Source organism: Bradyrhizobium sp. CIR48, assembly GCF_014198315.1.
Classification (GTDB): Bacteria; Pseudomonadota; Alphaproteobacteria; order Rhizobiales; family Xanthobacteraceae; genus Bradyrhizobium.
Genome location: NZ_JACIHG010000024.1, coordinates 1 through 18,784, shown reverse-complemented (window position 1 = coordinate 18,784; position 18,784 = coordinate 1). Strand labels below are relative to the sequence as shown.

Below are 18,784 nucleotides of genomic sequence, written 5' to 3'. Positions count from 1 at the left end.
CGCGTGCCCAATCTGTCCAGCGCGCCTCACAATCGCAGCGTGGCCGCGTCGCGACGCCGCGCAATGCCGGGTCCGGACAAGCCAGAAACGTGGACACGCGCGAGGCGGGAAGCGGCCGCGCCAATCCGTCGAGCGAGAACAGCTATGTCGCAAGCAGCAGCTCGGCGGGCACCAAGACGAACACGCCATTGCTCGAGACGCCGCAGTCGATCTCGGTCGTGACCCGCAAGGAGCTCAACGATCGCGCCGTGCAGACGCTGACGGAGGCGGTTGGCTATGAACCGGGCGTCCGCATCGATGCTTCAGGCTACGATCCGCGCTTCGACGCCATCTCGATCCGCGGCTTCGACATCACCTATAACGGCATCTATCTCGACGGCCTGCGCCTCGTCGGCGCCGGTCTCGGCGTGTTCAAGACCGAGCCCTATGGCGTCGACAGCATCACCGTGGTCCGCGGGCCGAGCTCGGCCCTCTACGGCCTCGGCTCGCCCGGCGGATTGATCGACCTGCAAAGCAAGCTGCCGACCAGCCAGCCGTTCCACGAGGTGCAGACGGTGTTCGGCGACCGCGAGCGCGTGCAGGGCAATTTCGATTTCTCGGGTCCGGTCGATCCCAACGGTCAATTTTCCTATCGATTGACCGGCGTCGTGCGCGACGCCGACGTGTTCGTGCCCGGCGGCAAGGACAATCGTGTCTATGTCGCTCCCGCCGTCACCTGGAAGCCGGACCAATCGACGACCCTCACCATTCTCGGCGCCTACCAGAAATCGAAGACGCCGGGCTCGATGTTCACCTATTCCACGGGCACCGGCACCACGACGGACATCTTCACCGGCAGTCCGTCCTACAATTCGCTCGACCAGGAGCAGGGACGCGTCGGCTATTTGTTCGAGCATGCGTTCAACAACGCCGTAACCGTTCGCCAGAAATTCCGCTATGTCGATGTCGATGCGGTCACGCGCTATGTCGGCTTTCTCGGCGCTCCCGTCGGCAATGTCGTCTCGCGCTATACCGGCTACGTCCACGACACGCTGCAATCGGCCATCATGGACAACCAGGTCGAGGCAAAGCTCTCGACCGGCCCGGTGCAGCACACGCTCCTGGTCGGCACCGACTACACGGCGTCGAAATTCAATGACAAGCAGGGATTTGGCTTCGGGGTTTCCCCCCTCAATCTGGCCGCCCCGGTCTACGCGCCGGAATCCATTCCCGATCCCGCGATCTCGTCCTCGACGCAGCAGCGGCAGACCCAATCCGGCGTGTACATTCAGGACCAGGCCAAGCTCGACCACTGGATCCTGACGCTGAGCGGCCGCAGCGACTGGGTTCGCACCACGGGCGAGGATCAGTTCGCGCTGACCCGCCAGCAGCAGTCCGAACAGGCCTATAGCGGGCGCGCCGGGCTGACCTATGTATTCGATTCCGGGGTTGCGCCTTACGTTGCCTATTCAACCTCGTTCTTTCCCAATCTCGGCGTCGATCCCACCGGCGCCTTCTTCAAGCCCACCACCGGCAAGCAGACCGAGATCGGCGTCAAATATCAGCCGCTGGGCACGAGGAGCTTCATCACTGCTGCGGTGTTCGACCTGACCCAGAGCGGGGGCCTCGTCACGACCGGGACCGGCGTCACGGTCCAGCGCGGCGAGATTCAAAGCCGCGGCTTCGAATTGCAGGCGCTGGCGAGCCTCGGCGGTGGTTTCGACATCACCTCGTCCTACACCTATCTCGACATGGTCACCAAGCAGGCCGGCGACAGCGCGCAGATCGGCAAGTTTCCGTCGGGCAATCCTCCGCACACCGCGACGCTGTGGGGCAACTATGCCCTGCCGCTGGCCGGCCCGTTTGCCGGGCTGAGCATCGGTGGCGGCGTGCGTTACATGTCCTGGAGCTTTGGTGACGATCTGAACACGTTCAAGAACAGCTCGGTGACCCTGGTTGATGCTGCGCTGAAATATGATTTTGGCCAGGCGGCGAAGGAGCTAAAGGGCCTGCAGTTCCAGGTCAACGCCAAGAACCTGTTCAATCTGCACTACACGACGTGCCAGGTCGGGTACTGCTATCGCGGCGCACCGCTGACCGTCATCGCAACGCTCGGCTATCGCTGGTGAGTATGGCGATGGTGTAGACCGGAGCCGGCCGCCGATCTCACCAATAGATCCCGTGGCGATGAAGCGCGCGGACGATTTGGGCTTCGGTGGACAGCTGGCGGCGCTTCGGCTTGGTCGTTCCGGCCGTGCTTGCCGGCGGCGGTGATGGCGTGGCTGATGCTGGTGCCGTCGTGGCCGCCGGTGCCGTCGCTGAGGTTGGTGCGGTGGTCGCAGTCTGGACGTTTGCCGGCTGCGACGGCGCCTGGGTGGTTTGCGGCGAGACCCCTGCCGCCGTGGCGGGCTGCTCAGTCGCCTGCTGGCTTGAATTGCTGGCTGCCAGGCTGAGGCTCCGCGACCCACCCGCATAGGCCTGGCTTGTGAGCAGAGACACCGTTGCGATCAGGATCAGCTTGCGCATGGAAACGCTCCTAATCTGGTCAACCCGTCTTACCTATGGGCATCCATTGAGTTTCAGCGCGCCAGACGATGCACACCGATGTTGATCAAGGTTGTCCGGCAGGACAGACGGTAGATCAGGCTGAATAATTGTTCCCACATGATCGAACTCCACTGTTGATCACATGCGGCAATCCTAGCGCAGGATTCTTTCCGTGGGTTTTCGCGGGGATGGAAAATGGCTTCGTCCGGCAGCGATGCGATGTCGTCGGAACCGGCGCGACGAAGCCGCTTCACACGGCCGTGAGCCGTACTCGCCTTGAGAGGAATCCCCAGGACAGGATGTCAAAACACCTCGAAATATTCGCGGTGCTCCCAGTCGGTCACTTCGGACAGGAAGCGGTCGATCTCGGCGTTTTTGATGTGGGTGTAATAGTCGACGAACTCCGGCCCGAACTTCTCGCGGAAGAACGGATCGTCCTTCAGCGCGCTGACCGCATCGCGCAGTGATTTCGGCAGCAGCGGCGCCTTGGTCTCGTAGGGCGTGTCGGCGGAGGGACCGGGATCGAGCCTGCGGTCGACGCCGTCGAGGCCCGAGAGGATCTGCGAGGCCATGTAGAGATAGGGATTGGCGGCGGGCTCGCCGATGCGGTTCTCCAGGCGCGTTGCGGTATCATTGGCGCCGCCGAGCACGCGGATCATCACGCCGCGATTGTCGCGGCCCCAGATCGCGCGGTCCGGCGCCAGCGAGTAGGAACGGTAACGCTTGTAGCCGTTGATGGTCGGGGTGGTGAACACCGTCGAGGCCCGGGCGTGCTCGAGCAGGCCGGCGAGGTATGAGCGGCCGAAGGCGCTGAGCGGCTCGCCGCCGTCTTTCACCATGAACAGATTCTCGCCGCTGGCGCGCGAGACGATCGACTGGTGCAGATGCCAGCCGCTCGCGAACACGTTCGGCAGTTTCGGCCGGCACATGAAGGTGGCGTGATAGCCGTGCCGCCGCGCGATCTGCTTCACGGCGCTCCGAAACAGCACCATGTTGTCGGCGGGCTCGATCCCCTTCCGCGGCGCGAAGGTGAACTCGCACTGGCTCGGCCCGAACTCGACCTCGACCGAGCGCAAGGGCAGTCCGAGCGCGACGATGTCGCGGCGCAGGATCTCCAGCACCGGCTCCATCTGATCGAAGCGCTGCTCGGTGAGATATTGATAGCCGTGGCTGAGCAGGCTCACTGATGGTGGCGTGCCCGGCTGGCCGGCGTCCTCGGGGCGCATATGCGGGTCGTCGAGCTTGAAGATGTGGAATTCGACTTCAAGACCGGCGACGAAATCGTGTCCGCGCGTGCCGAGTTCGTCCAGCGCGCGCTTGTAGAGCCCGCGCGTCGCGAACGGCACCGGGCGGCCGTCATTGAAGTAGAGGTCGCACAGCACCCAGCCCGTGGTCGGCGCCCACGGCAAGACGCGAAACGTCGTGGGGTCGGCGACCATCAGCACGTCGGCCGCGCCTTCCATCTCCTTCATGCCGAAGCCGCCGCCCGCGGTGAACACCGGGAATACCGTGCGGTGCGAGGTGTCCTTGGCCAGCATGGTGGTGGTGATGGAGCAGCCGCTCTCCAGCGAGGCGATCGCCTCGGAGGCGATGATGGTCTTGCCGCGCAAGATTCCGTGCTGGTCGGGGAAGGCGAGGCGGATGACCTCGAGATTCTTGTCCTCGACGATGCGGCGCATGCGCGTCGCCGCGTCCCTCTGCTCATCCGACCACAGCGCATGACGCGCGACGAAAGTCACTGTGCTACTCCCTCAACTGCCGTAGGGTGGGAAAAGCGAAGCGTGCCCACGCAGTCTATCATCTGAACGAAAGCATGGTGGGCACGGCGCTTTGCGCCTTTGCCCACCCTACGGGGTCCGTGCACGAACGTCACTCCGCCGCCGTCAGCCGGTGCACAGTGTCCGCGATCTCCTTCGGCACCGGTGCGGCCCAAGGTGCCCCGCGGCGGCGCTTGACGTCGACCTCCATCCAGTAGAGCTCCCACCCCTGGGTCGGCCCGATGCCGTCCATGGTGGCCGGTCCCTGGATGCTGCGTGCTCTGCTCTCGTCGAGAAACAGCATCGGCTTCTCGCCGCCGGAGACCTTCTCGATCTCCTGCCGCAGCACGCGGCGATATTGCACGATCGCCTTGTCGCTCGAGCCGAGATGCTCCTTGGTGCGGTCCTGGATCGCGCCCATCGATTCCACCGCCCATTGGTCGTGGACGTTGATGTCGGTGCCCATGCCGGTATAGGTCGCGGTCTGCTGCTCGTGCGGATCGAAGCCGTAATCGTTGGCTTTGTTCTTGCGCGAGACGTAGTCGGGCAGCTCATAGAGCTCGAGCCGCTGGTCGCGCATCTTCTGCTTGTCGACCGGGTTCGAATAGCTGGTGAAGATCGCGTACCAGTAGCAGTTCTCGTCGTCGACCGGCACGTGCCACTGCGTGATCGTCATCTCCGTGCTCATGGGAATGACGAAGCCGTGCGGGAAGAGCTGGTTGGTGACGCGCACATGGGTGCGCTCCTCGTCGATCTCGCGCAGCGCGATCAGCCGCAGGCCGTATTCGGTGTGCTCGACATTGATGATCGGGCGGTCGTATTCGCGCAGGATTTTCGTCATCGGCAGATCAGACCCGGCAGATGCGCCGCGGAACTGCTTGCCGTAGGCGGTAGAGGTGTCCTCGTCCTCGAAGAAGCGATGCAGGTAGGAGGCGTGCGCGGGATCGATGCCGACTTCGAGCGCCTGCAGCCAGTTGCAGGCCATGTGGCCCTTGAACGCAAAGGTGTGAGTATCAGGCGCGACGAAACAGTCGAGCTCCGGAAAAGCCGGCGGCTCTCCCTCGCCGAGATAGGCCCAGAGGATGCCGCTCTTCTCGACCACGGGATAGGAGCGCTGGCGGATGTTCTGGCAGAGCTTTGAGTCCTTCGGCTCGGCCGGCGTTTCGATGCACTGGCCAGTCGCGTCGAACAGCCAGCCATGGAAGGCGCAGCGCAGGCCGCCGTGCTCGAGCCGTCCGAACGCGAGGTCGGCGCCGCGATGGGCGCAGTGGCGGTCGATCAGGCCGTAGCGTCCGGTCTCGTCGCGGAATAGCACCAGGTTCTCGCCGAGCAGCCTGATGGGACGGATCGGCCTCTCGCCCTCCAGCTCATCCACCAGCGCCGCCGGCTGCCAATAGCTCCGCATCAGCTTTCCACACGGATCCTTCGGACCGGTGCGGGTGATCAGGTCGTTCTGCTCCTGGCTCATCATGGCGGTGCATCCTTGTGGAGTGGCGCTTGTTCGCCTATTGAACGAATGGGCGAATTATGACATGCCTTGGGGCAGCAGCAAGCACTATTTTGCAGGATTGTCCCGTCCCATGCCCAAGCTGAAGCGCAGTGAGAGCGACGAGCGTGCGACGGATTTCGTTGAGGCGCTCGATCGCGGCCTGCGCCTGCTGCAATGTTTCGGCAGCAATGCAGGCCCGATGACGCTGAGCGATCTCGCCCGCGCCGCAGACCTGCCGCGCGCGACCGCCCGGCGCATGCTGTTCACGCTGCAGCGCGGCGGTTTTGTCAGCGGCGATGGCAAGCTGTTCTCGCTCACGCCGCACGTGCTGACGCTGGCGGCATCTTACTTGCGTTCCAATCAGCTCGTTGCGGTGCTCCAACCCGTGCTCGATCGCGTTGCGACCGCGGCGAACGAAATCTCCTCGCTCGCGGTGCTCGACGGTGATGACGTCGTGTTCATTGCCCGAGGCAGCCCGGCGCGCGTTTTCTCGGGCGGGTTGGAGATCGGCTATCGGCTGCCTTCGTTCTGCACCTCGGTCGGCCGCGCCATGCTAGGCCAGCTCGACGATGCCGACCTTGCCGCACGCCTGAAGGCGATGATGCGCGGGGCGCTGACGCCGCAGACGCAGACCGACCCGAAGGCGCTGCTCGCGCGCATCGCCGCCGATCGCACGCAAGGCTATTCACTGGTCGACCGCGAGGCCGAGCCGCATTTCCGCTCGATCTCGGTTCCGGTGCGCCGCTACGACGACGTGATCGTCGCCGCCATCAACATGGGAGCCCATGTCGACCGCGTGCCGGCGCAGGAATTGATCGACCGGTTCCTGCCGCTGTTGCGGGAAGGCGCGGACTCCGTGCGTTCGCAACTGCTCTAGCTGTAGTCCGGGCGAGCGTCGCGATATCCTGGGAAGGATCGCAAGGCCCCGGATGTCGCTTCGCTGATCCGGGCTACAGGACTATAATGCCCGCAACGCAAGAACCCAGGGAGCACGCCATGCAACACACCATGGTTCCCAGTGATCGCGTCGAACACGTCGCCGTCTATGGGTGTGACGGCACGAAGCTCGGCACGATCGAGCGATTGATGCTCGACAAGGTCAGTGGAACGGTCGCTTACGCGGTGGTCAAGACCGGCAGGCTGCTCGGGACACATCATCATTATCCCGTGCAGTGGAGCGCGTTGAAATATGATCCGGGACGCCAGGCCTTCCAGGCCGACCTGACGCCGGAGCAATTGAGCAGCGGTCCCTGCGAATTCGATGGCGATGAGTTCGACTGGGGCGACCGCTCGCGGCCGTACCAACATCCGAACTACTGGTCGATCTAGCCAGCAAGACGGCCCGGCCGCCCGCATTCCCGGCGCGGACGCGGCTGGGCTCGAGCCGCGGCCGCCGAGCAGTCGCTGACGTGAGTCCACCTATCCGGCGAGCGGCTGTTCGCGGCCAATAGGTGCCAAAGCTCCAGAGGCCGCCCTCCGGATCGCGCGCGGCGAAATCGCGGCTGCCATAATCGGTCGTGTAGGGCTCCATCTCGATCTCTGCACCAGCGGCTTTCACCTTCGCATAGAGCGCGTCGGGATCATCAACGGCCATGTAGACGGCATCCGTCCGCCGGCCGCCGATGTCGCCCACAAGTTTGGCGTAGGCATCGTCGCGATGCGCGCCCAGCATGAGGATCGACGATCCGAACGCCAGCTCGGCGTGAACGACCGTGCCCTCGTTGCGGTACACCACGCGTTCGGCGAAGCCGAGAACGTTCTTCAGCCAGGCGATCATCGCCTCCGCATCCCTGCAGCGCATGGTGTGGTAGAGGCGCGGCGCTTCATAGCGGTTCGGCTGGTTCATGAAACTCTCCAGGTTCGGTACAAGTCGTTCGATGCAAGTGCTTGCAAGCTTGCTGTAGAGCTGACCCTAGTTCGGATCACGGCGGCCGGCTTGAACAAATGGGACTTGACCGTCTTGCGCCGTCCTGGCCGCTGTTTTGGCGCTAGCCGCCGCCATCGCGCATCAGGCGAGGATCGACGACGTCGAGCCGTGCGGCCCATCCGGTCGGCGTCTCGCCGCTGAAGATCCGGAAATCGCGCGCGAGATGTGCCTGGTCGGCATAGCCGGCGTCCGCGGCAATGGCCGCCCAGCCGCCCGTGCCGTCCGTCCGGGCCAGCGCGCAGGCTCGATGAAAGCGCAGCATCTGCGCCAGCGTTTTCGGCGCAACGCCGATCTCGTTGTGGAAACGGCGCGTGAGATGCTTGCGGCTCCAGCCGATGTCGGAGGCGATGTCGGCGATCCTGACCGCGCCCGCGCCTCGCCAGAGCATCTCCAGGGCGAAAGCAACCGCAGGCGAGGGCTCGTGCACGGCGCGGCCAAGCACGAAGTCTTCCACGATCTCGAACCGCCGTTGCCAGCCGACCGCCTCGGCGACCCTGGCGCGGAGGTTCTCGCCATCCCGTCCCAGAATGTCGTCGAGGCCGACCATACGCGCGGTCAGGTCGGGCACGGCGCCTCCGAAGAAGCGATACGCCCCGAGCGGCGTGAAATCGACCTGAACGCATTCGGCGCGGCCGTCGGATTCGATCACGACCGGCCCGGGAAACAGACCCGCCGCGAAACTCGGCTGCGCGTCGGCACGATCTGGTTGGTGTCCGAGGGCAATACGGAAGGGCGTTCCCAGATTCACCAGGAGAGGCAGCGCAAGCGGCGCGGCGTGCCGGAAGGCCGACAAGCCGAGGCCGCGCTCGCGGTAGAACGAGATGCTGGAGATCAGCCGCGCAAGGCGCGGCGAGGCCGGTCGACGGATGACATCGGCAGGTGCGTCCATCGTGCGCTACCGCTCCGCCGCTTCGCGCTCCATGTCACGGCCCGACAGATCTTCGCCCTGCATGTTGGCGTAGTCGCGCGCCATTTCGCGCATCAGGAATTTTGCGGGCACGTCGTGATAGGTGCCGCGGTCGTTGACATATTGCATGTAGGCGCGCCCCTCGCCGTCGAAGGGATGCAGCAGTGCGTCGGTATGACCGTCGAAATCGAGCGGGGCCACGCCGACCTTGGCACACAGCGTGTCGTTGAAGGTCGGCGTCGCCTTGCGCCAGGCGCCATCGACATGCACCTCCGTAAAGCCGTGCCAGGTGAAGATGTCCGTGCCCATGCTCGCGCGCAGCTTCTCTGTGGTGAGGTGGTTCTTCACGTCCGCAAAGCCGACCCGTGCGGGAATGCCGTGGACGCGGCAGGCGGCGGCATAGAGCGCGGCCTTTCCGACGCAATAGCCTTGCCCCGCGGCGAGAACGCTCGAGGCACGAAACGTCTCGGCGACACGCATGCTGACGTAGGGATTGTAGCGGATACCGTCGCGCACCGCCTTGTAGAGAACGCTCGCCTTCTCGCGCGCGCTCGCATCCGCGCGCACGGCGTCGGCCGCAAATTGCTGCACGGCCGGATGATCGCTGTCGATGTACTCGCCGGGATCGGTGTAGAGGCGGCGGATGGTATCGGGAAGGATGTCGGTCATGTCTGGAGCTTAGCAGGCGATCGCCGCGGAACTCAAATCACGCGATGCGGGTCCATGATACGCCTTCGAATTGCGTCGAGGCGCTGCCGCCCTGTCACTGCCGGTTACGCATCCAGTCGGCGAGGCCCGATATCGCCTTGTCGAGCTCCAGCCGCGCCGCCGTGTCGGTCACCGTCTCCTCCATCGCGCCGCGCATGCAGAGCATCCACGCATCGCGCTCGGCATCGCCGATGGCAAAGCCGAGGTGGCGCTGGCGCAGCCGCGGATGGCCCTTCTCGGGGGTATAGAGCCGCGGGCCACCGGTCCATTCGGTGAGATAGCGCTTCAGCACGTGCCTGATCAGGCCGAGGTCGTCCGCATGCATTGCGCGGATGATCTTCGCCTCCGGCAGCGCGTCCATGCGGTCGTAGAAGCGATCGACCAGGGCGTCGATCATGGCGCTGCCGCCGATCCGCTCGAACATGGAGGTGGTGACGTCGGTGGAGGTCATCGTGGGTCTCAATGCCTATTGATGGGCGTTAATATAGTGTTGCTAACGGTCGCGCAAAATCCTCCGCTGTCGTCCCTGCGAACGCAGGGACCCATAACCCCAGGGAGCAGTTTGGCGAAGGCTGGCCGTTTGGGATTAGCAGCCCGGATCAACCGATAGATCACGCGGTATGGGTCCCTGCGTTCGCAGGGACGACAGCAGAGCGTTTCGATGCAGCTCGCCCTACAGCGCCACACTGCGCAGGCCGAAGCTGCGGGCCTCGTTCTGCAGCACCGGACGCACCGCATCGATCAGCCGTGCGGCCGCCGCATCGACGGAGAGACCTGCCGTGTCCACCACTGCCGTCGCGCGCGAGTACAGCGGCTCGCGGCTGAGCAGGATGTTGCGCAGCTCCGCCATGGCGGAGCGGTCGTCGGCCATCGGGCGCAAATCGCCCTGGCGACGGACGCGGGCCATGTGCTCCTCGGGCTCGGCCTTCAGCCAGATCGTGTAGAACGAGGTCAGGATCTGGTCGAACGTCAAAGGCTCGGACACGATGCCGCCGCCGGTCGCCAGCACCATCAGCTCGTTGCGCGCTAGCAGCTGCTGCAGCGCCGCCTGCTCCATGCGGCGAAAACCTTCCTGGCCGTACAGCGCGATGATCTCGGCGACCGAGAGCCCGTTCTGTTGCTCGACCTCCTTGTTGAGCTCGACGAAGCTCCAGCCGACTTTCTTCGCCAGCATGCGCCCGAGCGTCGACTTGCCGGCGCCGCGCAGGCCGATCAGCGCGATGCCGCAGAACGGAGCGCGTCGCGGCGCCGAGGCGCTGCCGCCGGCGAGCAGATCTTTTGCCTGCGCGATCTGCGCAGGCGTGGCCTTGCGCAACAGGTCACGAAACATCTGCCAGTCCGGCGTCGGGTCGGCGCTGGGAAGCAGATCTTCGAGATGCGCGCCCATCGCGTCCGAGACGCGGCGCAAGAGCACGATGGAGACATTGCCCTTGCCGCTTTCGAGCTGCGCGATGTAGCGCTCCGAAATCCCCGATACCTTGGCGAGCACTTTGCGCGACATGCCGCGCAACGCGCGCATGGTGCGCACGCGCTGGCCGAGCTGTTCGAGAAAGCGGGATTCGGCGTCGGGACTGTCGGTCATGAGCCTTCTTTAAGGGATGTCTTTTTTGAAGGGTGTCCTGCGGCGCATTTTAATGAAACATAATGCCTGCTAGCATTGACAGCAAGCCGCCGCGGTGTCTTTCTATGAATTATAATTCTAAATCCGGGGGAGAAGTCCAGTGAGCGAGGGATCCTATAACGCGGTGACCTGGCTGCTCGACCGTAACGTCGAGGAGGGCCGCGGCAACAAGCTGGCCTTCGACGACACCGTCTCGCGGCTCACCTATGGCGAGCTTCAGCGCGAGAGCCGACGCGCCGCCAACATGCTGCGCCGGCTCGGCGTCCGCCGCGAGGAGCGCGTGGCGATGATCATGCTGGATACGGTCGACTTTCCGGTCGTGTTCCTGGGCGCGATCCGCGCCGGGATCGTGCCGGTGCCGCTGAACACGCTGCTGACCGCGGACCAATACGCCTACATCCTCGCCGACTGCCGCGCGCGTGTGCTGTTCGTCTCCGAGGCGCTCTACCCTGTCATCAAGGACGTGGTCGGCCGCATGCCCGATCTCGAGCATGTCGTGGTCTCCGGCGCCAAGCAGAACGGGCACAAGCAGCTCGCTGAAGAGCTTGCGGGCGAGAGCGATCAGTTCACCACCGCCGCGACGCATCCTGACGAGCCCGCGTTCTGGCTCTATTCGTCCGGCTCGACCGGCATGCCCAAGGGCGTGCGCCATATCCATTCCAATTTGCAGGCGACCGCCGACACCTACGCAAAACAGGTGCTCGGCATCCGCGAGAGCGACGTGTGTCTTTCCGCCGCAAAGCTGTTCTTCGCCTATGGCCTCGGCAACGCGCTGACCTTCCCGATGTCGGTCGGCGCCAGCGTGATCCTCAACAGCGAACGGCCGACGCCGGCGCGGATGTTCGATCTGATGAACCGCTACAGGCCGTCGATCTTCTACGGCGTGCCGACCTTGTTCGCGGCCATGCTCAACGACGAGACCATGAAGGCCGAGCGTGGCGGCGGCGCCTTGCGCATCTGCACCTCGGCCGGCGAGGCGCTGCCGGAATCCGTTGGCACCAGCTGGAAGGCGCGCTTCGGCGTCGACATTCTCGACGGCGTCGGCTCGACCGAGCTGTTGCACATTTTTCTCTCGAACGCGCCCGGCGACATCAAATATGGCTCCTCCGGCAAGCCGGTGCCGGGCTATGCGGTGCGGCTCGTCAATGAGGCCGGGCAAGATGTTGCCGACGGCGAGGTTGGTGAGCTCCTGGTCGATGCGCCCTCGGCCGGCGAGGGTTACTGGAATCAACGCCACAAGAGCCGCCGCACTTTTGAGGGACCGTGGACCCGCACCGGCGACAAATATGTTCGCGATGCAGATGGCCGCTACACCTTCTGCGGCCGCGCCGACGACATGTTCAAGGTCTCCGGCATCTGGGTCTCGCCGTTCGAGGTCGAGAGCGCGCTGATCACCCATCCCGCCGTGCTGGAGGCCGCCGTCGTGCCGGAGGCCGATCCGGAAGGATTGCTCAAGCCGAAGGCCTTCGTCGTGCTGCGCCCCGGCGCGACGACGAGCGATCTTCAGGAAATGCTGAAGGAGCACGTCAAGCAGAAGATCGGCCCGTGGAAATATCCGCGCTGGATCGACGTGGTGGAGTCCCTGCCGAAGACGGCGACGGGCAAGATCCAGCGGTTCAAGCTGCGGGAAGGGGCGAATTGAGAACGCAGACGCCGGACACGCTTGCTTACCCTCCCCTGGAGGGGGAGGGTCGCTCGCATGGAGCGAAGCGCAATGCGAAGCGGGGTGGGGTGATCTCTCCACACGGGCACCGCATCCGCTGAGAGACTGTCACCCCACCCCGTCTCACATCTCGCTGCGCTCGATGTGAGCCGACCCTCCCCCTCCAGGGGAGGGTGCAGACGGAGCGAACAGGAAGAAGACCATGACCAACCTCACCCCCACCGGCTTCCTCAGCATCGGCGGCGCCAGCCTCGAATACAAATGGCTCGCGCCTGCATCGGCCGACGCCCCCACCATCGTCATGCTGCATGAAGGGCTCGGCTCGGTTGGGCTCTGGGGCGATTTTCCCGAGAAGCTGCAGCAAGCCACCGGTGCCGGCATCTTCGCCTATTCGCGGGCAGGCTACGGCCAGTCGAGCCCGGTGACATTGCCGCGGCCGCTCGACTACATGCAGCGCGAGGCGCTCGACGTGCTGCCGAAGCTGCTCGACGCGATCGGCTTCAAGCGCGGCCTGTTGCTCGGCCATTCCGACGGCGGCTCGATCGCGACGATCTATGCCGGCGCGCATCAGGACCACCGCCTGAGCGGCCTCGTGCTGATCGCGCCGCACTTCATCGTCGAGGACATCTCGGTGAAGTCGATCGCGGAGATCAAGACCAGCTTCGAGACCACCGACCTCAAGGCCAAGCTGTCGCGCTGGCACAAGGATGTCGACAACGCCTTCTACGGCTGGAACGGCGCCTGGCTCGATCCGAAATTCCGCGATTGGGACATCTCGGAATATCTGGCCTATATCCGCGTACCGATGATGGTCCTGCAAGGTGCAGGCGACCAATATGGGACATTGCGTCAGGTCGAAATTGCGCAGGAAGAGTGTTACTGTCCGATAGATTTTAAAGTCATTTCAGACGCGGGCCATTCCCCGCATCGTGAAGCGCCGGGGGCGACGCTTGACGCGATTGAGCAATTTGCAAAAGCGGCCCTGCGCGACGATCAGGGACTCCAGGGACGCGCCGCATGACCATGCGGAGGCTCATCGATGAATGTGCCTTCACATGCGACCGGCCAATTGCCATGGCCGCAATGGGCCTATGTCCCGGGCGAGACCGGCGCCATCGAGGCCGATGACGAAACGCTTCGCTTGGCCAAGGCGCTGGTGCCCTCGGCCTTTCGCGGCTACGTGCCGGCCCGCCATCCGGCGCTGCGCTACGGGCTCGCGCTCAACGACCGCGGCTATTTCTGGGAAGCGCAGGAGGTGCTGGAGACGGTGTGGGCCGCAGCCCCGCAGAGCGGCCGCGAACGCATCCTGCTGCGCGCCTGCATCCACATCGCAAATGCCAATTTGCGCCTGCGCATGCAGAAGGCGCATTCGGCCGCGCGCCTGTTTGGCGACGCTCTGACCGAGCTGCGCGCGTTGAGCGCACGCAAGGTCGCCAGCGGCGGCGACGGTTTCGTCGAGAGCTTTCCGGTCGCGGCCCTGATGGCCCTGCTCCAGGCCAAGATCGGCCGCCCGCAGCTCGCAAAGGCCGACTGGATCGCGCTTGGCGCGATCGTGCGGTCCTGGCCGACTGCATGAAACAAAGTGCATGAGCCGGCAGTTAAGGGCTAGACGCATCCAAAAAGATGCACTATTGTGCATCTAACGCTAAACCAAAACGAGCTCAAGGGTGGCCCATGGCCGGGGAAGATCGGCGCCTCGCAGGCGGCGCGACATTCATCGATTTCCAGACCGAACCGTCCCGCTACAAGCACTGGAAGCTCGCGGTCGAGGGTGACGTCGCGACCCTGACCATGGACGTCGACGAGAACGGCGGCCTGTTCGAGGGCTACCTGCTCAAGCTCAATTCCTACGATCTCGGCGTCGACATCGAGCTGGCGGATGCGGTCCAGCGGCTGCGCTTCGAGCATCCGGAAGTGAAGGTCGTGCTGATGCGCTCGGCCAAGAACCGCGTGTTCTGCGCCGGCGCCAACATCCGCATGCTCGCGGGCTCGACCCATGCCCACAAGGTGAACTTCTGCAAGTTCACCAACGAGACCCGTAACGGCATGGAAGATTCATCCGAGAATTCCGGCCAGCGCTTCATCACGGTGGTGAACGGCTCCGCCGCCGGCGGCGGCTACGAGCTGGCGCTCGCGACCGACCACATCATCCTCGCCGACGACGGCTCGTCGGCGGTCGCGCTGCCCGAGGTGCCGCTGCTGGCGGTGCTGCCGGGCACCGGCGGTCTCACCCGCGTCGTCGACAAGCGCAAGGTGCGCCGCGATCATGCCGATTTCTTCTGCACCATCGAGGAAGGCGTCAAGGGCAAGCGCGCCGTGCAATGGCGCCTCGTCGACGAGATCGCGCCGAACTCGAAGTTAGAGGCCAAGATCGCCGAGCGTGCCAAGGAGTTCGCGGCCGCCTCGAAGCGCAAGGGCAGCGGCAAGGGCATCGCGCTGACGCAGCTCAAGCGCCTCATCGACGAGACCAGCATCCGTTACGGCTTCGTCACGGTCGATATCGACCGCACGGCCCGCATCGCCACCATCTCCATCAAGGCGCCGGAAACCGCGCCGCCCGCCGACATCGACGGCATGATGGCGCAAGGCGCCTCGTTCTGGCCGTTGCAAGTGGCGCGCGAGCTCGACGACGCCATCCTTCACCTGCGCATCAACGAGCTCGAGATCGCCATGCTGGTGTTCAAGAGCCATGGTGATCGCGCCCATGTGCTCGCGCACGACGCGTTCCTCGAAGCCAACAAGGCGCATTGGCTGGTCAACGAAATCCGCCATTACTGGAAGCGCGTGCTGAAGCGCATCGACGTCACCTCGCGCACGCTGGTGACGCTGGTCGAGCCCGGCTCCTGCTTTGCCGGCACGCTCGCCGAGCTCGTCTTCGCCGCCGACCGCTCCTACATGCTGATCGGCACGCGCCAGGGCGACAACCGCCCGCCGCCGTCGATCGAGCTCTCCGCCATGAATTTCGGCCCGTATCCGATGAGCCACGGCCTGACGCGGCTGGAGTCGCGCTTCCAGGCTGATCCGTCGGATGTGGAGCGCGCCGAAGCCACGATGGGCACCGCGCTCGACGCCGAGCAGGCCGAGGAGCTCGGCCTCGTCACCTTCGCGCTCGACGACATCGACTGGGACGACGAGGTCCGCGTGTTCCTGGAGGAGCGCGCCAGCTTCTCGCCGGACAGCCTCACCGGCATGGAAGCAAGCCTGCGCTTCGTCGGCCCGGAGACGATGGAATCGAAAATCTTCTCGCGCCTGACCGCGTGGCAGAACTGGATCTTCCAGCGCCCCAACGCGGTCGGCGAAGAAGGCGCGCTGCGCCGCTACGGCAGCGGCCAGAAGCCGAAATTCGATATGACGCGAGTCTAGCGAGTAGGGAGTGGCGAATGGCGAATAGGAGTTTCCATTCGCTACTCGCCATTCGCCATTCGCCCCTTTAACGAGCTAGTCCCCCACGGGAGGTCCACATGAACATGAACATCATGAACGTCGACTACTCGACCAAGATTCCGAACAACGTCAATCTCGCCGAAGACCGCCAGGTGCTCAAAGCACTCGAGGGCTGGCATCCCGGTTACATGGATTGGTGGAGCGACATGGGGCCGGAAGGCTTCCAGGAATCGCTGGTGTATCTGCGCACCGCCTATTCGGTCGATCCGCGCGGCTGGGCCAAGTTCGACTACGTCCGCATGCCCGACTATCGCTGGGGCATTCTGCTTGCGCCGCAGGAAGAGAACCGCGTCGTGCCGTTCGGCGAGCATTATGGCGAGCCGGCCTGGCAGGAAGTCCCGGGCGAGCATCGCGCCATGCTGCGCCGCCTGATCGTGATCCAGGGCGACACCGAGCCGGCCTCGGTCGAGCAGCAGCGTCATCTCGGCAAGACCGCGCCTTCGCTCTACGACATGCGCAACCTGTTCCAGGTCAATGTCGAGGAGGGCCGCCACCTCTGGGCGATGGTCTATCTGCTGCAGAAATATTTCGGCCGCGACGGCCGCGAGGAAGCCGATGATTTGCTGCGCCGCCGCTCCGGCGATGCTGATGCCCCGCGCATGCTGGGCGCCTTCAACGAGGCGACGCCGGACTGGCTGTCCTTCTTCATGTTCACCTATTTCACCGACCGTGACGGCAAGATGCAGCTGCACTCGCTCGCGCAGTCCGGCTTCGATCCGCTGTCGCGCACTTGCCGCTTCATGCTCACGGAAGAAGCGCACCACATGTTCGTCGGCGAGACCGGCATCACCCGCGTCGTGCAGCGCACCTGCGATGCGTTGCGCGAGGCCGGCATCACCGATCCGACCGATATCGCAAAAGTCCGCGCGCTCGGCGTGATCGACTTGCCGACCATCCAGAAGAAGCTGAACCTGCACTACACGCTGTCGCTCGATCTGTTCGGCTCGGAGGTCTCGACCAACGCAGCCAACGCCTTCAATGCCGGCATCAAGGGCCGCTATCACGAGACCCAGATCGAGGACGATCACCAGCTCAAGAACGCCACCTATCCGGTGCTGAAGTTCATCAACGGCGAGATCAAGCTGGTCGACGAGCCGGCGCTGACCGCGCTCAACATGCGCCTGCGCGACGATTACAGCCAGGATTGCGTCAAGGGCATGCTGCGCTGGAACAAGGTGATCTCGACCGCGGGCTACGACTTCAAGCTGACCCTGCCCAACGTCGCCTTCCACCGCCACATCGGCGAGTTCAAGGACGTGCATGCGACGCCCGACGGCCTCCTGATCGACGATGCCACCTGGGCGAAGCGCAAGGACGAATGGCTGCCCTCGACCGCCGACGGCGACTTCATCACCTCCCTGATGCAGCCCGTCACCGAGAGCGGCAAGTTCGCATCGTGGATCTCGCCGCCGAAGGTCGGCATCGACAACAAGCCCGGTGATTTCGAGTACGTGAAGATCGAGTCGTAGGCGTCAGGGCCGCCGCCGGCGCAACACAAATGGTGTCATCACCCGCGAAAGCGGGTGATCCAGTATTCCAGAGGCGTCAGAGATAAATCGAGAGGCCGCGGCGTACTGGATGCCCCGGTCAAGCCGGGGCATGACCGCGGAGGGTGAGGTGAGGGCGAAGTACCATTCGCCCCCTCAGCTATCCCACCGGCTCCCCTTGATCCCCGGGTTGGCGTAGACGATGCCGCCGTCCACCGCGATGGTCGCGCCCACCACGTAATCGCCCGCGCGCGAGGCTAGATAGATTGCGGCGCCCGCCATGTCCTCGTCGGTGCCGATGCGCCCCGCAGGCACGCGCGTTGCGACTTCGTCGCCATGGTCGCGCGCGGCGCGGTTCATGTCGGACTGGAACGGGCCCGGCGCAATCGCCGTGACCACGACGTGGTCGGAGATCAGCTTCACCGCCATGCGACGGGTCAAATGGATCAGCCCGGCCTTGCTCGCGGCGTAGGAATAGGTCTCCATCGGGTTGACGAAGATGCCGTCGATCGAGGCGATGTTGATCACCTTCGCCGGCCGCTCCGCGCTTGCGGCTGCGCGCAGCGGGCCGGCCAGCGCCTTGGTCAGGAAGAACGGCGCCTTGACGTTGAGGTTCATCACCTTGTCCCAGCCGCTCTCCGGGAATTCGTCGAACTCCGCGCCCCAGGCGGCACCGGCATTGTTGACGAGGATATCGAGCTTCGGCTCGCGCTTCTTGAACTCGGTTGCCAGCAGCTCGGCGCCGGCGAGCGTCGAGATGTCGATCGGCAGCGCGATGCACTCGCCGGCATATTGCGCGGTGAGCGCCTTGGCGGTCTCCTCGCACGGTCCCGCCTTGCGCGCGGTGATGTAGACCTTTGCGGCGCCGGCGCTGAGAAATCCCGCCGCGATCATTTTGCCGATGCCGCGCGAGCCGCCGGTCACCAGTGCGACGCGGCCTTTGAGCGAGAACAGATCGTTGAACATGGTGCCTCCTCCCTTGGTTGGCAATGTTTTGGGCGGGGAGGGGTGGGGAGTCAAGAAAGGCGCTGGATGCGATAGGAGTGTGGCGCGTGAGCGCTCCATCCAAGGCGGTGTCGTCCCCGCGAACGCGGGGGCCCATACCCACAAGGAGTAGTTTGGCGAAGGCTGGTCGTTCGGTAGGTCTACCGATCGCAATCGATAGATCACGCGGTGATGGGGTGGACGGCCCCCTACGGCATCAGTGTGCCAGAATGAGGTTGTCACACACCCATTCACAGGAGCCGTCCGTGAG

At 64.6% G+C, this 18,784-nt stretch carries 17 protein-coding genes and 1 pseudogene; 8 read left to right on the top strand and 10 right to left on the bottom strand.

Annotated elements, in window-relative coordinates:
- Positions 1-89 precede the first annotated feature (89 nt).
- Positions 90-2,108, top strand: coding sequence for a TonB-dependent siderophore receptor (locus GGD66_RS40650; RefSeq protein ID WP_312014228.1), 2,019 nt, complete (start codon positions 90-92; stop codon positions 2,106-2,108).
- Positions 2,109-2,145: 37 nt separating this feature from the next.
- On the opposite strand, the gene GGD66_RS40645 is transcribed toward GGD66_RS40650, so the two are convergent.
- From GGD66_RS40645 to GGD66_RS40635, 4 genes are all read right to left on the bottom strand, one after another.
- The gene (locus GGD66_RS40645) at positions 2,146-2,505 is read right to left on the bottom strand and encodes a hypothetical protein (protein WP_183262189.1); all 360 of its coding nucleotides are present in this window, start codon (positions 2,503-2,505) and stop codon (positions 2,146-2,148) included.
- Positions 2,506-2,558: 53 nt separating this feature from the next.
- Positions 2,559-2,780, bottom strand: a complete 222-nt coding sequence (locus tag GGD66_RS41230; protein WP_210321816.1) for a hypothetical protein — start codon at positions 2,778-2,780, stop codon at positions 2,559-2,561.
- Positions 2,781-2,828: 48 nt separating this feature from the next.
- The gene (locus GGD66_RS40640) at positions 2,829-4,265 is read right to left on the bottom strand and encodes a glutamine synthetase family protein (RefSeq protein WP_183262186.1); all 1,437 of its coding nucleotides are present in this window, start codon (positions 4,263-4,265) and stop codon (positions 2,829-2,831) included.
- A gap of 130 nt (positions 4,266-4,395) precedes the next feature.
- The gene (locus tag GGD66_RS40635; protein WP_183262184.1) at positions 4,396-5,754 is read right to left on the bottom strand and encodes an aromatic ring-hydroxylating dioxygenase subunit alpha; all 1,359 of its coding nucleotides are present in this window, start codon (positions 5,752-5,754) and stop codon (positions 4,396-4,398) included.
- Between the two features lie 109 nt (positions 5,755-5,863).
- Between GGD66_RS40635 and GGD66_RS40630 the strand changes: the two genes are divergently transcribed.
- A complete protein-coding gene (locus GGD66_RS40630) occupies positions 5,864-6,649 on the top strand; it encodes an IclR family transcriptional regulator C-terminal domain-containing protein (protein ID WP_183262182.1) in 786 nt (261 codons plus the stop codon).
- Between the two features lie 119 nt (positions 6,650-6,768).
- On the top strand, positions 6,769-7,101 hold the full coding sequence (locus GGD66_RS40625) for a PRC-barrel domain-containing protein (RefSeq protein WP_018316888.1): 333 nt from the start codon (positions 6,769-6,771) through the stop codon (positions 7,099-7,101).
- 139 nt (positions 7,102-7,240) lie between these two features.
- On the opposite strand, the pseudogene GGD66_RS40620 reads toward GGD66_RS40625, so the two are convergent.
- The 5 genes and pseudogenes from GGD66_RS40620 to GGD66_RS40600 all read right to left on the bottom strand — a co-directional run.
- Positions 7,241-7,573 (bottom strand): annotated as a pseudogene (locus GGD66_RS40620) (VOC family protein); the annotation flags it as partial.
- A 187-nt stretch (positions 7,574-7,760) separates the two neighbouring features.
- A complete protein-coding gene (locus GGD66_RS40615; protein ID WP_183262180.1) occupies positions 7,761-8,588 on the bottom strand; it encodes an AraC family transcriptional regulator in 828 nt (275 codons plus the stop codon).
- Between the two features lie 6 nt (positions 8,589-8,594).
- Positions 8,595-9,275, bottom strand: a complete 681-nt coding sequence (locus GGD66_RS40610; protein WP_018316891.1) for a transglutaminase family protein — start codon at positions 9,273-9,275, stop codon at positions 8,595-8,597.
- Between the two features lie 94 nt (positions 9,276-9,369).
- Entirely contained in the window at positions 9,370-9,765 is a 396-nt protein-coding gene (locus tag GGD66_RS40605; protein WP_183262178.1) for a group II truncated hemoglobin, read from the bottom strand.
- A gap of 222 nt (positions 9,766-9,987) precedes the next feature.
- A complete protein-coding gene (locus GGD66_RS40600; protein ID WP_028139766.1) occupies positions 9,988-10,896 on the bottom strand; it encodes a helix-turn-helix transcriptional regulator in 909 nt (302 codons plus the stop codon).
- Positions 10,897-11,035: 139 nt separating this feature from the next.
- Here GGD66_RS40600 and GGD66_RS40595 point away from each other — a divergent pair, with 139 nt between their 5' ends.
- The 5 genes from GGD66_RS40595 (at position 11,036) to boxB (ending at position 17,511) form a co-directional block, all read left to right on the top strand.
- Positions 11,036-12,577: a benzoate-CoA ligase family protein gene (locus tag GGD66_RS40595; RefSeq protein WP_183230893.1), complete on the top strand. Its 1,542-nt coding sequence runs from the start codon at positions 11,036-11,038 to the stop codon at positions 12,575-12,577.
- A 223-nt stretch (positions 12,578-12,800) separates the two neighbouring features.
- Positions 12,801-13,619: an alpha/beta fold hydrolase gene (locus tag GGD66_RS40590; protein WP_183262176.1), complete on the top strand. Its 819-nt coding sequence runs from the start codon at positions 12,801-12,803 to the stop codon at positions 13,617-13,619.
- A gap of 18 nt (positions 13,620-13,637) precedes the next feature.
- Positions 13,638-14,174, top strand: coding sequence for a DUF309 domain-containing protein (locus tag GGD66_RS40585; protein WP_183262175.1), 537 nt, complete (start codon positions 13,638-13,640; stop codon positions 14,172-14,174).
- A gap of 98 nt (positions 14,175-14,272) precedes the next feature.
- A complete protein-coding gene (gene boxC / locus GGD66_RS40580) occupies positions 14,273-15,961 on the top strand; it encodes a 2,3-epoxybenzoyl-CoA dihydrolase (RefSeq protein WP_092251694.1) in 1,689 nt (562 codons plus the stop codon).
- Between the two features lie 98 nt (positions 15,962-16,059).
- Entirely contained in the window at positions 16,060-17,511 is a 1,452-nt protein-coding gene (boxB, locus tag GGD66_RS40575) for a benzoyl-CoA 2,3-epoxidase subunit BoxB (RefSeq protein ID WP_183262173.1), read from the top strand.
- A 174-nt stretch (positions 17,512-17,685) separates the two neighbouring features.
- On the opposite strand, the gene GGD66_RS40570 is transcribed toward boxB, so the two are convergent.
- Entirely contained in the window at positions 17,686-18,495 is an 810-nt protein-coding gene (locus GGD66_RS40570) for an SDR family oxidoreductase (RefSeq protein WP_183262171.1), read from the bottom strand.
- Between the last annotated feature and the right edge of the window lie 289 nt (positions 18,496-18,784).